The organism is Bacillus sp. 01N45 (assembly GCF_056399205.1).
In genome coordinates this window covers 412,904-427,251 of the sequence record NZ_JBFTQW010000004.1, presented here as the reverse complement: position 1 = coordinate 427,251, position 14,348 = coordinate 412,904, and the positions used below count along the sequence as shown (strand labels likewise).

General features: G+C 36.9%; 12 protein-coding genes. 10 read left to right on the top strand and 2 right to left on the bottom strand.

Annotated elements, in window-relative coordinates:
* Positions 1 to 131 precede the first annotated feature (131 nt).
* Together AC1DMU_RS12625 and AC1DMU_RS12620 are read left to right on the top strand one after the other, a co-directional pair.
* The gene (locus AC1DMU_RS12625) at positions 132 to 719 is read left to right on the top strand and encodes an AAA family ATPase (RefSeq protein ID WP_142291799.1); all 588 of its coding nucleotides are present in this window, start codon (positions 132 to 134) and stop codon (positions 717 to 719) included.
* Positions 716 to 1,288, top strand: a complete 573-nt coding sequence (locus tag AC1DMU_RS12620; RefSeq protein ID WP_088064214.1) for a DJ-1/PfpI family protein — start codon at positions 716 to 718, stop codon at positions 1,286 to 1,288. The genes AC1DMU_RS12625 and AC1DMU_RS12620 overlap by 4 nt, the downstream gene beginning before the upstream one ends.
* Before the next feature lie 13 nt (positions 1,289 to 1,301).
* On the opposite strand, the gene AC1DMU_RS12615 is transcribed toward AC1DMU_RS12620, so the two are convergent.
* Positions 1,302 to 2,249: a class I SAM-dependent methyltransferase gene (locus AC1DMU_RS12615; protein ID WP_142291798.1), complete on the bottom strand. Its 948-nt coding sequence runs from the start codon at positions 2,247 to 2,249 to the stop codon at positions 1,302 to 1,304.
* 194 nt (positions 2,250 to 2,443) lie between these two features.
* Here AC1DMU_RS12615 and hutP point away from each other — a divergent pair, with 194 nt between their 5' ends.
* From hutP to AC1DMU_RS12585, 6 genes are all read left to right on the top strand, one after another.
* Positions 2,444 to 2,884, top strand: coding sequence for a hut operon transcriptional regulator HutP (hutP, locus tag AC1DMU_RS12610; protein ID WP_088064212.1), 441 nt, complete (start codon positions 2,444 to 2,446; stop codon positions 2,882 to 2,884).
* Between the two features lie 103 nt (positions 2,885 to 2,987).
* Positions 2,988 to 4,505, top strand: a complete 1,518-nt coding sequence (hutH, locus tag AC1DMU_RS12605) for a histidine ammonia-lyase (RefSeq protein ID WP_000631835.1) — start codon at positions 2,988 to 2,990, stop codon at positions 4,503 to 4,505.
* 23 nt (positions 4,506 to 4,528) lie between these two features.
* The gene (gene hutU, locus AC1DMU_RS12600) at positions 4,529 to 6,187 is read left to right on the top strand and encodes a urocanate hydratase (RefSeq protein WP_000416700.1); all 1,659 of its coding nucleotides are present in this window, start codon (positions 4,529 to 4,531) and stop codon (positions 6,185 to 6,187) included.
* A gap of 12 nt (positions 6,188 to 6,199) precedes the next feature.
* The gene (hutI, locus tag AC1DMU_RS12595) at positions 6,200 to 7,471 is read left to right on the top strand and encodes an imidazolonepropionase (protein WP_088064210.1); all 1,272 of its coding nucleotides are present in this window, start codon (positions 6,200 to 6,202) and stop codon (positions 7,469 to 7,471) included.
* Complete coding sequence (hutG, locus tag AC1DMU_RS12590) at positions 7,450 to 8,421, top strand: formimidoylglutamase (RefSeq protein ID WP_088122894.1); 972 nt, start codon at positions 7,450 to 7,452, stop codon at positions 8,419 to 8,421. The genes hutI and hutG overlap by 22 nt, the downstream gene beginning before the upstream one ends.
* A gap of 281 nt (positions 8,422 to 8,702) precedes the next feature.
* Positions 8,703 to 9,164: a CarD family transcriptional regulator gene (locus tag AC1DMU_RS12585; RefSeq protein ID WP_170771247.1), complete on the top strand. Its 462-nt coding sequence runs from the start codon at positions 8,703 to 8,705 to the stop codon at positions 9,162 to 9,164.
* A gap of 753 nt (positions 9,165 to 9,917) precedes the next feature.
* On the opposite strand, the gene AC1DMU_RS12580 is transcribed toward AC1DMU_RS12585, so the two are convergent.
* Positions 9,918 to 11,012, bottom strand: coding sequence for an NAD(P)-dependent alcohol dehydrogenase (locus AC1DMU_RS12580; protein ID WP_088064208.1), 1,095 nt, complete (start codon positions 11,010 to 11,012; stop codon positions 9,918 to 9,920).
* 426 nt (positions 11,013 to 11,438) lie between these two features.
* On the opposite strand from AC1DMU_RS12580, the gene AC1DMU_RS12575 reads away from it, so the two are divergent.
* Positions 11,439 to 12,566, top strand: a complete 1,128-nt coding sequence (locus AC1DMU_RS12575) for an alkene reductase (protein ID WP_088064207.1) — start codon at positions 11,439 to 11,441, stop codon at positions 12,564 to 12,566.
* A gap of 67 nt (positions 12,567 to 12,633) precedes the next feature.
* Complete coding sequence (locus AC1DMU_RS12570; RefSeq protein WP_088064206.1) at positions 12,634 to 14,202, top strand: FMN-binding glutamate synthase family protein; 1,569 nt, start codon at positions 12,634 to 12,636, stop codon at positions 14,200 to 14,202.
* The last annotated feature ends 146 nt before the right edge of the window (positions 14,203 to 14,348 follow it).

The following is a 14,348-nucleotide window of genomic DNA, read 5'->3' as shown; positions in this document are numbered from 1 at the left end:
ACATTATTGATGCGTCCGTCATAATCTCTATTTTTATTATAAGTTAGATAAGATTAAGAAACAAGATGATATATATTCTGTTTATAGTTTTCAAAATTCTGTATATTATAGGTGTACTAAAGTGCAAGGGAATGAGAGGAATGGCATATGTAATTTCACTCCAAGGATCGATGGCAAGTGGGAAAACAACATTGGCTATAAGGTTAGAGCGATGTGGACTTTCAATTATATATGAAAATCCATATCCAATTGTAGAAAAGAGAAAACAATTAAATTTGGATATGAATTCAAAAGAAGGGTTTATTATAAATCAAAAAATGTTCATGGAAGCAAAAATAAAGGAGTTTCAAAATGTGAAAGATTCAGTCGTGATTTTTGATCGCGGACCAGAAGATATTGAATTTTATACACTCTTTTATCCGAAAGTGATAGGGAAAGAGTGGGATATAGAAACAGAATTAAAAGATGAATTGTATAAATTAAGAGAATGCTGTTCGGATGCAATTTTTTATTTAGATGTTTCGAAAGAAAATTTATATGATAGAAAAAATAATGACGGGGCAAGAAATCGAAGTACATTCGAAGAACAATTTAAATTAGTAGAAACTGAAAAAGAATGGTATAAACAATTTCCTGTAACTTATGTGGACACGAATACATTAACAGTGGATGAGTTAGAAGCATATTTTATGGGCTGGTTAAAGGAGAAAGGACTATGAAAAAAATATTATTATCCGTATACCCAACATTTGCGGAGTTTGAAATTACAGTAGCAACAGCATTGCTGAAAAAGAAATATGAAATCATTACTGCGGGCTTAACAAAAGGGCTGATTATAAGTGAAACAGGCTTGCAAGTACAACCGCATATAGAATTAAGTGAAGTGCGTGTAGATGAATATGAGGGGATTATCATTCCAGGGGGAGACGAAGTACATATGAAAGACGCAGATATTCTCTTTTCAGTCATTCGCCAATTTTCTGAAAAAGAAAAATTAGTAGCTGCGATTTGTGCTGGACCGTATGCGTTAGCAAGAGCAGGTTTATTTAAAAGGATTTCTTATACAGCGACTATAGATTATCAAAAGTTAGATTGTTTTCCAGTAGAAAATTTTGTATATAAAGAAGTTGTACAACACTCAAATATTATTACTGCACAAGGACATGCTTTCGTACCATTCGGAATAGCAGTTGCTTCTTATTTTGGAGTAGCGAACGAACATAATATAAATTTTTATGGCGGAAAGGGCAATATGATGATGGACAAACTTTTACATGAGAATGTATAAAAGCTAGCATTTGCTAGCTTTTTTCTTTTTGACATCGATAAATGGCTAACGTTTTCGGGTCGCGCCATATACCGTTATGAAGTGACAATTCATTTTCTACTTCTTTTTTTAGCCATTCCTTCATTTCGGCGTGAAGATATGTACTATCAGGTATATTTAGCGATGGAAACATGCTAGAAATATAGCTTACAATCGGAGTAGCATGATGAAAAACGAGAGCATTATGAATAACTGTTTCTTCAACAGTTGGAAAAACAGACTGTAATATCTCTTTACCATTTTCTAAACAAAATGGAGTGACTGATGATGTTGTTTTCGGTAAATCAAATGCGTCTAACATGCGGTTACACATTTCAACTATACGAGGTAATGTAACGTCAGAATTTGTTGTAGCTAAAAGTGAGCCTCCGGGACGAATTACTTTATGGAATCCTTGAACTGTTTTTTCGACATCTTTCATGTGATATAACATATGTCTTGCGATGACCCAGTCATAGCAATTAGCTTCAAAAGGAAGTTTACCAGCATCACCTAGTCTCCATTCAATTATGCTATTCTTTATTGCAGCTTCAGAAAGCATCGTTTTCGATTGATCAAAACCGGTTAGTTGGCCTTTATGACCGTTAGTTTGTAAAAGGGAAAGAAAATTTCCATTAGCACACCCAACCTCTAATATTTTTTCTTCTCCTTGAAGTTGTAAATGTTCCATGACGAGTTCATCTAAATTCATTTGTTTTTCTTCGTAATGTTTATGCGTATCGATACGTGTCTGTAAATGGTTGCTTACGTTATATTGGCGTTTTACATCATTCATTTTTTCACATTCCACCTTCGTGCAAAATTGCTGAATCGCGTGTGTTAATACGTCGGTTTTCCTTAAACCTTCGTAATGGAGTGCAGCTTCAAACCTTTCAAGTAATTTTTCTTCAATTCGAAAATGAATATCTTTTCGCTTCTTCATTGAAATCTCGCCCCTTTGCATCTGTTAGTGAGACTATAGCACGCCTGAAAAATTCGTGTAAATAATTTGTGTACACAAATGGAGGGGATGAAAAAATTGTTCGAATGTGAGTTTAAACTATTGACGATTTAACCGTTTTCATATATTCTTAAATTAAGAAATATTCAAATAATTAAAAGAAATGAGAGAGTCACATGCTTCTTCAAGGAACACATCGAATTGGTCGTATGGCCATGTTGTTGGCACTTGCGGATGAGAATGAAAGCCCTGTATTATCTATTCCAAAAGGTTGGAAGTATTGTACGGGGAGAGTGGGTTCGATGAATTCGCAAAAAGTTGTAGCAGCAATGGAAACAGCGGCTAAGAGCACCCAAGTTATTGAAACAGATGTTTACAGAGAAACACATGCACTTTATCATGCAATTATGGAAGCTTTGTACGGAGTGACGAGAGGTCAAATTCAGTTAGCAGACGTTCTTCGTACAGTAGGACTTCGCTTTGCAATTGTGCGTGGTAGACCATACGACGGAAAAAAAGAAGGCGAATGGGTTGCTGTTGCATTATATGGAACGATTGGTGCACCTGTAAAAGGATCTGAGCATGAGGCGATTGGTTTAGGAATTAATCACATATGATTTGCCCATAGTCTATTAGTTAGAAGGGGGCCTTACTTTTTTAGGACAGAAGTCTGTCTTAAAAAGATAAGGTCCCCTTTTGCCTTTTTAAGGAGGAAAAAGAATGATTACGTTAACAGGACACACATTGACAATTGAAGAAATGAAGAGGTTGTTACTTGAAGGGGAAGGTGTAACAGCTTGTCCAAATAGTATGCAAAAGGTGGCGGAGTGCCGCGAAGTTGTTGAGAAAATTGTAGAGGACGGAAAAGTCGTTTACGGTATTACAACTGGATTTGGAAAGTTCAGTGATGTGCTTATTCAAAAAGATGATGTAAAGGCACTTCAACACAATTTAATTCAGTCACATGCATGCGGTATAGGTGATCCATTCCCTGAAGAAGTATCACGCGGTATGTTAATTTTACGAGCGAACACGATGCTTAAAGGAGTATCTGGTGTTAGACCACTTGTTGTAAATATGCTTCTTGAGTTTGTAAATCGTAAAATTCACCCAGTCGTTCCGCAACAAGGGTCACTTGGTGCGAGTGGCGATTTAGCACCTTTATCTCATCTTGCGCTTGTATTATTAGGCGAAGGTGAAGTGTTCTATAAGGGGAAACGCGTTCATGCGATGGTTGCTCTTACAGAAGAAGGGCTTGAACCGATTGAACTTGAAGCGAAAGAAGGGCTTGCATTAATCAATGGTACGCAGGCGATGACAGCGCAAGGAGTTCTTTCTTATATAGAAGCAGAAGCAATGGCGTATCAAGCTGAATTCATTGCTTCGATGACAATTGAAGGATTACAAGGCATTATTGATGCATTTGATGAAAATGTTCATAAAGCACGTGGTTATAAAGAGCAAGTGGAAGTAGCGAGCAGAATTCGTGACATCCTTCATGATAGTAAATTAACAACAAAACAAGGGGAACTACGAGTACAGGATGCATATTCACTTCGTTGTATCCCGCAAGTACACGGTGCTTCTTGGCAAGTTTTAAATTATGTGAAAGAAAAATTAGAAATTGAAATGAATGCAGCAACAGATAATCCGCTAATCTTTGATGGCGGAGAAAAAGTAATTTCGGGTGGGAATTTCCATGGTCAACCGATTGCGTTTGCGATGGACTTCTTAAAAGTAGGAATGGCGGAACTTGCAAATATTTCAGAGCGTCGTATCGAGCGTTTAGTAAATCCGCAATTAAATGATTTACCTCCATTTTTAAGTCCAGAACCAGGACTTCAGTCTGGTGCAATGATTATGCAATACGCTGCAGCGTCACTTGTTTCTGAAAATAAAACGTTAGCACATCCAGCGAGTGTTGATTCAATCCCGTCATCAGCTAACCAAGAAGATCACGTAAGTATGGGAACAATCGCTTCACGCCATGCACATCAAATTATTCAAAATGTAAGACGTGTTCTTTCAATTGAGATGATTTGTGCGATGCAAGCAGCAGAATATCGCGGTATTGAAAACATGAGTACAGTGACGAAGAGCTTCTACCATCAAGGCCGTCAACAAGTACCTTCTATTACAAATGATCGCATATTCTCAACGGATATTGAAAATATTACGCACTGGTTAAAAACGAATTATTCGATAAAAGAAAGATTAGATGTAAACGCGGCACTATAAAATGAGAAAAGGGAGAGATTGAAATGGAAAAAGTTAAACAAACAATTCGTGCGCCAAGAGGTACTGAATTACAAACGAAAGGGTGGGTTCAAGAAGCTGCACTTCGTATGTTAATGAACAATTTAGATCCTGAAGTTGCTGAAAAACCAGAAGAATTAGTTGTATATGGCGGAATTGGCCGTGCAGCTCGTAACTGGGAAAGCTACCATGCGATTGTAGATTCATTAAAAACGTTAGAAAGCGATGAAACATTACTTGTTCAATCAGGAAAACCAGTTGCAATCTTTAAATCGCATGAAGATGCACCTCGCGTTCTTTTAGCGAACTCAAACTTAGTACCAAAATGGGCGAACTGGGATCACTTCCGTGAACTAGAGAAAAAAGGTCTTATGATGTACGGACAAATGACAGCAGGTAGCTGGATTTACATTGGAACACAAGGTATTTTACAAGGAACATATGAAACGTTTGGCGAAGCGGCACGTCAACATTTCGATGGTTCATTAAAAGGTACATTAACACTTACTGCTGGCTTAGGTGGTATGGGTGGTGCACAACCTCTTGCTGTAACGATGAACGGCGGTGTTGTCATTGCTATTGATGTTGATAAGCGCAGCATCGATCGTCGTATTGAAAAGAGATACTGTGATATGTATACAGAATCATTAGAAGAAGCATTAACGGTTGCGAACGAGTATAAAGAGAAGAAAGAACCAATTTCAATTGGTTTATTAGGAAATGCGGCAGAGATTTTACCAGAACTAGTGAAGCGCAATATTACGCCAGATTTAGTTACGGATCAAACATCTGCTCATGATCCATTAAACGGTTATATTCCAGTAGGTTTCACGTTAGAAGAAGCAGCGAAACTTCGTGAAGAAGATCCAGAACGTTACGTACAATTATCAAAAGAAAGCATGACAAAACATGTAGAAGCAATGCTTGCTATGCAAGAAAAAGGCGCAATTACATTTGATTACGGAAATAACATTCGCCAAGTTGCTTTCGATGAAGGTTTGAAAAATGCATTCGATTTCCCAGGATTCGTTCCAGCATTTATTCGTCCATTATTCTGCGAAGGAAAAGGACCATTCCGCTGGGTAGCACTTTCTGGTGATCCAGAAGATATTTATAAAACAGACGAAGTAATATTACGTGAGTTTGCGGATAATGAGCATTTATGTAACTGGATTCGTATGGCTCGTCAGCAAGTTGAGTTCCAAGGTCTTCCATCTCGTATTTGTTGGTTAGGTTACGGTGAGCGCGCGAAATTTGGTCGCATTATTAATGAAATGGTGGCAAATGGTGAATTATCAGCACCAATCGTTATCGGTCGTGACCATTTAGATTGCGGATCAGTAGCATCTCCAAACCGTGAAACAGAAGCGATGAAAGACGGTAGTGATGCAGTAGCAGACTGGCCAATTTTAAATGCATTAATTAATAGTGTAAATGGTGCGAGCTGGGTATCTGTTCACCACGGTGGTGGCGTTGGTATGGGTTATTCACTTCACGCTGGAATGGTTATCGTTGCAGATGGAACAGAAGCAGCAGCAAAACGTATTGAGCGCGTATTAACGTCTGACCCTGGTATGGGTGTTGTTCGTCACGTTGATGCAGGATATGACTTAGCTGTAGAAACTGCGAAAGAAAAAGGCGTTAACATTCCGATGATGAAATAAGGAGGAGAAAACATGCTGGACACTTTACTAATAAATATCGGTCAATTACTAACAATGGATCAAGAAGATGGCTTGTTAAGACGGGAAGCGATGAACACGCTTCCTGTTATCGAAAATGGTGTGGTTGGAATTGAAAACGGCGTAATTACTTTCGTTGGAACAGTGGAAGAAGCTAAAGGATTACAAGCGAAAGAAGTTATTGATTGCGGCGGGAAAATGGTTTCTCCTGGTCTTGTTGATCCGCATACTCACCTTGTATTTGGTGGATCTCGTGAAAATGAAATCGCACTAAAATTACAAGGAGTTCCGTACTTAGAAATTTTAGAAAAAGGCGGAGGTATTCTTTCAACTGTAAATGCAACGAAAAAGGCGTCGAAAGAAGAACTTGTTCAAAAAGCGAAATTCCATTTAGACCGTATGCTATCTTTCGGAGTTACAACTGTAGAAGCGAAGAGTGGTTACGGATTAGATGATGAGACGGAATGGAAACAATTAGAGGCAACTGCACAATTACAAAAAGAGCACTCGATTGATTTAGTTTCCACATTTTTAGGTGCTCATGCAGTTCCGAAAGAGTATAAAGGTAGATCAAAAGAATTTTTACAATGGATGTTAGACCTACTACCAGAAATGAAAGAGAAGCAATTAGCTGAATTCGTTGATATTTTCTGTGAAACAGGTGTGTTCTCTGTTGAAGAGTCAAAAGAGTTTTTATTAAAAGCGAAAGAGCTTGGGTTTGATGTGAAAATTCATGCAGATGAAATTGACCCTCTTGGTGGCGCGGAAGCAGCGGCTGAAATTGGTGCAGCATCAGCGGACCATTTAGTTGGCGCTTCTGATAAAGGAATTGAAATGCTTGCAAACTCTAATACAGTAGCGACTTTATTACCAGGAACAACTTTCTATTTAAATAAAGAAAGCTTTGCTCGTGGACGTAAAATGATTGATGAAGGTGTTGCAATTGCTTTGGCTACAGACTTTAACCCAGGTAGTTGTCCAACTGAGAACATTCAGCTTATTATGAGCATTGCAATGCTCAAGCTGAAAATGACACCAGAAGAAGTTTGGAATGCAGTAACAGTTAACTCTTCTTACGCAATTAATCGTGGCGATGTAGCTGGGAAAATTAGAGTTGGTCGCAAGGCAGATTTAGTTCTATGGGATGCTTACAATTATGCTTACGTACCGTATCATTACGGCGTAAGTCATGTAAATACAGTATGGAAAAATGGTAATATCGCATATACAAGAGGTGAACAATCGTGGAGCACGGCCACTATTTAAAGAAAAATGCAAAGTTTATCGATCGTGAAGTGACGAAATGGAGTGAGATGATTAAAGATTGGGAGGAAGGCTTGGAAATATTCGGTGCTGCCTTAATTGGAGCACCCCTTTCTAAACCATCTATTAGTCATTCAGGAGCAAGTTTTGCACCAAAAACAATTCGTGCAATGTTAGATGCATATAGCACGTACGCAATTACAGAAGAACATGATATGAAAGAAAGTGTCTTATATGATTGCGGCGATATTACGATGCATGTGACGGATATAAAAGAAAGTCATAAGCGAATTGCGAAAACAGTTGGTCATGTAACGAAAGTAAATCCGAACATGATACCAATCGTTCTTGGTGGTGACCATTCGATTAGTTTTCCGAGTATAACAGGGTTTGCAAATAGTAAAGGGAAGGTCGGCGTTATTCAATTTGATGCCCATCATGATTTACGTAATTTAGATGATGGTGGCCCATCAAATGGGACACCGTTCCGTAGTTTACTAGAAAATGATGTCATTACAGGAAAACAACTCGTTCAAATCGGAATTCGTAATTTTTCAAATGCACGAGCGTACCATGAATATGCAAAAGAACATGGCGTGACAGTGTATACAATGAAAGATGTACGAGAGCGACAAATCAAAGATATTATCACAGAAAGTATTGAAGTATTAAGAAAGCAAGGCGTGACTTCTATTTACATTTCTCTTGATATGGATGTACTAGATCAAGCATTTGCACCAGGTTGTCCAGCAATTGGTCCTGGCGGTATGGATAGTACGACTTTACTTGATGCGATTGAATTTCTTGGTAAAGAACCGCTCGTTCAAGGGATGGATATAGTAGAAATTGATCCAACCCTTGATTTCAGAGATATGACGAGTCGAGTAGCTGCGCAAGTGATTATGAGTTTTCTTTTAGCGAGAGAGACAGTACGTAAGCAGGTAAGTGTATAGGCGTGAAATTAATAGGGAATGTTTAACGATTCCGTATAAAAAACACATTACTATTTATATGTAGTAATGTGTTTTTATGTAAAAAGAGAAGGTGAAATTAGAATGTATATATGTGCGGAAAAGTTAATAAGATTGCGGGTTTTTAATGATATTTTACGAAATTATTTTCTTAGTTCGAAAGGATTGACATTAAAAATAATTTTATGATAAAATAAAAATTTTGCTAAAAAATTGATTGTGTGTTAAGATTGAGAAGGTTACCATATATGGAGGTGGATTATTTGTTTCAAATTGGCGATAACATTGTTTATCCAATGCAGGGAGCAGGTATAATTAAAGCCATAGAAGAGAAGGAAATCACAGGAGAAAAACAACAATATTATGTTATAAAAATGTCGGGTAGTAATATGGAAGTAATGATTCCGGCAGGGAGAATATTGAGCTCAAATATACGACCAGTCACGGATATAACGGCAATAGCACACATATTGGATATTTTTCAACATGGAGAATCTGATAGATTACTTACGTGGAAACAAAGGTATAAATTGAACACTGATAAAATAAAGACGGGTAAAATACAAGAAGGTGCTGAAGTTGTACGTGATTTATTACGTATGCAGAAAGAAAAAGCACTTAATGCAAGCGAAAAGAAAATGTTAGATAACGCACACGAATTTTTGATTAGTGAACTGGGATTAATTGAAGGTATCACAGAAAGTCAAATAAAAAGCTTTTGTTAAGATTCATTACAAATAATGTATTAGATCCCAAAAAAGGTTTTGAATTTTTTGGGAACATAATTATAGAGAATTAATCATTTCAAAGACATTCAATTCTTTCAAACCACTTTTAGAGCATTAACCTCTTTTGTTATTACTACAATCAAATCCATTTTTATTTTTTAAATTCTTTACGAATATTCGAAGTTTAATTAAACACTTCGATAGAATAGTTTCTTGATTTTTGCAATCCTGATTCACACTGGCACGGACGAGGAGCCGTAAGGATGAAAGAGAGGTAGGGCTTTCATTGTTTTAGGTTTATAAGTTATTATTTTTAGAAGAATACTGAACCATTCTCACTTCTACTGCTAAGGAATTTTTTATATGTGAAGAGATAATAATTGTTTATATTCTTTATATTAAAGAGATAAATGAATTTTTAGCCATATACGGTCAACTAAAAAGGAGTGTCATATAGTCGATAATTCGACTATGTGACAGCTCCTTTTTTCATGGGGATGAACGGATAAATAGAAAAAACAATGTGTTAGATATGCAATTATTATCGTAATGCTTGTTGTTTGCATGTTGGAAACGAATTTGTTCCCTATCTTCTTTAGAGCAATGACAGAGATGGAGACTAGGCGATGTGGACTAAGAAATCAATCGCGAAAGAATATAAATGGCGAGGCTGATGTACGTATATGGGGAAAAAACCGTGCTTTTGCACGGCTTTTTTTATGTTAGTTATCAAGAGAAAGCAAACAGATGTTACTCCATTACGATAATCGGCTTAATCGTTTTCCCTGTTTTAGAATCTTCAAATGCTTGAGCGATTTCTTCAAAAGAATAGAATTGTACAAATGTATCGAATGGGAATAATCCTTTTTGATAGAAATTAATTAATTTTGGAATGAATAGTTGTGGCACTGCATCACCTTCAACTACTCCTTTAATTGTAATAGCTTTTACGACAATTTCATTTGTTACGTTTATAGTTAAATCTTTTTTACCGACAGCAACAGTTGCCATAGTCCCTTTTACTCGTAAACATTGAATGGATTGAAGTGTAACAGTATTTACGCCAGTTGTTTCAAATGAGTAATGAGCTCCACCGTTTGTAATTTCTTTAATTTTGGCAACTGGATCTTCGATTAAGCTATTAATCGTGTGTGTAGCCCCTAATTCTTTTGCTAATTCTAAACGACTATCATGAATATCAACGGCAATGATTGTAGTACATCCAGCAATTTTAGCTGCCATTAAGCCACTAAGACCAACAGCGCCAGTTCCAAATACAACTAGGCTACTACCTGGTTTTGCTTGTAGTGAATGTAAGATTGTACCGCTACCAGTCATAATTCCGCAACCAAGTGGACCTAACAAACGTATATCAACATCTTTTGTTACTTTTACAACATTATTTTCATCAACTACGGCATGGTATGCGAATGAAGATTGGCCGAAGAATTGAGAAATATCATTATTGCTAAGGTCGTGTATAGGTGTTACATGGCGTTTGTTTTTTCCAGAGAAGTTTAACTCAATCATATTTTCGCAAGCAGCAGCATTACCATCTAAGCAACTTTCACAATGACCACAGTAAGAGAATCCGAGTACTACATGGTCACCAGGTGTAACGGATGTTACATTACTTCCCACTTTTTCCACGATACCAGAACCTTCATGTCCTAAAACAACTGGTTTTGGTGTGGGCATTGTCCCGTCTAAAACTGTTGCATCTGTATGACATATACCAGAAGCGATAATTTTTACTAATACTTCATCGTCTTTAATCTTGTCTAAGTATACTTCTTGCATATTAAAATCTTTTTCGGGTTTAGAAACGATAGCTTTTGTTTTCATTGTTATCCTTCTTACTAAAAGTTAAATAAGAAAAAATACGTTCAACTATGTAGGAGTCTTTTATTCGTTCCTAAAATTTTGTTTGTACAATAAAAAACAAATGAATGATTGAAGCCTCGTTACTGTAAGTTTGAATATAGTACAATGGAAATCGTTTTTTTAGTAAATAGTTTGAAAAACAATTACCAATATATTCTATAGTAATAAAACTAGAAGAAAAGAAAACATCCACTTAACAAGTATTTTCCTCATCCACTTACTGAACATAAAAATAGACAGTAGTGTCTTGAATACCAGAACCCTTAAAGTTAAAAAACAGTTAGTTTTATTATGCGAATATTCCTACATAAGAGCGTATAAATTGACGTTACTATCTAAAAGTAAGTATGATGCGATTATAGTAAGAATTTTTTAGGGGGAAGAAAAATGACAAGTTCAAATAATAAAGCAGCAAGTATTTATGAAGGAACAAATATAAATGATTGGGGTTCTTTTGAAAATATTGAAGAAACGAAGTTATTTGACTCGATTCAAATTGGATCTTGGTCTCTTCGTAATCGCATAGCAATGGCACCGATGACGAGATGTTTCGCGAATCATGAAACAGGAATCGTTGGTACTGATGTAGTCGAGTACTATAGAAAACGTGCAGCTGATGGAGTTGGCTTAATTATTACAGAGGGAATCGTCATTAGCCCAAGAGCAAAAGGAAATCCAGGAGTACCAGGGATTTATACACAAGAGCAAATCGATTCGTGGAAGCCTGTTACAGAGGCAGTACATAAAGAAGGTGGAACGATTATTGCTCAAATATGGCATGTTGGCCGTATGAGCCATCACGAGATAATTGGTGGGCAAATGCCACAAGCACCGTCTGCTATCGCTGCAGAGGGAAATGTTCCGCGTTTTCGTAAACCGTTCGACACGCCAGAAGCAATGACGTTAGAAGAAATACAAGAGGTGATTGGTCAATACGCACAAGCTGCGAAAAACGCGATCGAAGCTGGATTTGATGGAGTAGAAATACACGGTGCACACGGATATTTAATCGATCAATTTACTTATGAGTTCGCAAATAAGCGTACTGATAAATACGGCGGAGATTTAAAGCAAAGGCTAACGTTTATGAAAGAAGTAACAGAGGCTGTAATAGAAGCTGTTGGGGCTGATAAAACACTTCTTCGCTTCTCTGCTTTCAAAGGTGATAATCCAACTTATATGTGGGAAAACCCTGAGCTTGCAATTGAAACGTTTGTAAATATGTTCAACGAAGTTGGATTAACGATGATTCACCCTTCAACGATGAATTATACAGCAGTTATTGCTGACGGAAAGAATTTTCATCAATTAGTAAGAAAATATTGGGAGGGTACGATTGTAGGAGTAGGGAATTTAAATCCGAAAGAGGCTGAAGAAGCGTTGCAAGAAGGAACAATTGATGTAGTGGCATTCGGAAGACCTTTAATAGCTAATCCAGATTTTGTTCATCGAATTAAAAATGCTGAAAGTTTAGTTGAATATGATGCGAAAGAGCATCTTGCTACGTTAATTTGAATAAAGATAAAAGGAGAACACATCAGGTGTTCTCCTTTTATTATGGATTTTCATAGGAGGAAGCGGGATGAGTGAAACGCTACTCGTTATTATTAGTATATTGCTCTTATTGATGTTACTATTAATCATTTTTTTTATTATTACATTTTTTATTAAAAAACGGACGCATCATTCTATATTAAAGCTGCATCCATACTTAGGAAGGATGCGTTATTTACTTGAAAAGATAGGACCGGAATTTAGGCAATATTGGTTTGATCATGATACGGATGGAAAGCCCTTTTCACGTTATGATTTTCAAAGTGTAATGTTTCTAGCAAAATACCGTTCAGAAATACTCGGTTTTGGATCAAAACGAGATTTTGATGCATCTGGATATTATATTGCTAATACATTATTTCCGATATTAACAGATGAATTAAGTGTGAATGTAACGCAAGAACGTGAAGGGAAAAAGTATGTGATTCATAAAGAAGGGTTATTTTCACGAAGAGAAAAATTGACAGCGGATACAACGAATCTTTGGTTATATGAAGAAGACGATGCAATTATCGTCGGTGAAAACCGCAAATATCCGTGGAAACTACATGGCATGTTTGGGGCATCTGCGACTTCTTACGGTGCGATTGGCGAAAATTATATTTTAGCGAGCGGATTTGGTGCGAAGATGGCTGGCGGATCGTGGATTAATACTGGCGAAGGTGGCATTATTCCAGAACATTTACATACAGGTGCGAATATCGTTGCGCAAATTGGTCCGGGTTTATTTGGGTACCGTGATGAGGGTGGTAATTTTTCAATGGAGAAATTTATGGAGAAAGCAAAAGAAAGCAATATTAAAGCATTTGAATTGAAATTTGGGCAAGGTGCGAAAATACGTGGTGGTCATCTAGAGGGACAAAAAGTAAATGAGAAAATTGCTTCTGTTCGGAATGTGCGAAAAGGAGAAACGATTAATTCACCGAATCGATTTCCATTTTTAAAGAATGCAGCAGATACACTTTATTTTATTCAACGTTTGCAAGAAAACGGCGGTAAACCAGTTGGGATGAAGATTGTAATTGGACAGCAGGAGCCGTTGGAAGATTTATTCAAAAGGATGAAAGAGTTAAGCATCTATCCAGATTTCATTACAATTGATGGTTCAGAAGGTGGATCAGGAGCAACGTATAAATCGATGGCAGATAGTATGGGGATGCCGCTTATTCCAGCGTTACTGACATGTATTGATACAGCGAATCATTATGATGTTCGGGACAAATTCAAAGTGTTTGCCTCGGGGAAATTAATTACACCAGATAAAGTGGCAATTGCTTTAGCTATTGGTGCAGATGCTGTAAATTCAGCACGCGGATTTATGATGGCAAGTGGCTGCATAATGGCACTTCAATGTAATTCTGGACAATGTCCATCTGGAGTTGCCACGACGAATCCGCACTATCAAAAAGCGCTAGATCCGTATGAGAAGAAATGGCGAGTAATGAATTATGTTGTTAGCATGAGATATAGTTTGTTCTCACTTGCGGCCGCAGCGGGAGTAAAGAGCCCGCGTCATTTAACGAGAGAGCATATTGTGTTTAAAGATGAGGTGGGGCGGATAGTTCCTCTTTCAGAATTGTTTCCTACTAGTAAATAGAAGATAACCTATGTTTAATAGATTAAAAGTCATACATTCGTATGGCTTTTTTTCTTTTAAAATTTGTCTGATAAGTGAATGAAAATAAGGTATTATATTTTCTGAATATTTTTACTTTAATTTATTTTAAAACCGGGGTAATCCAC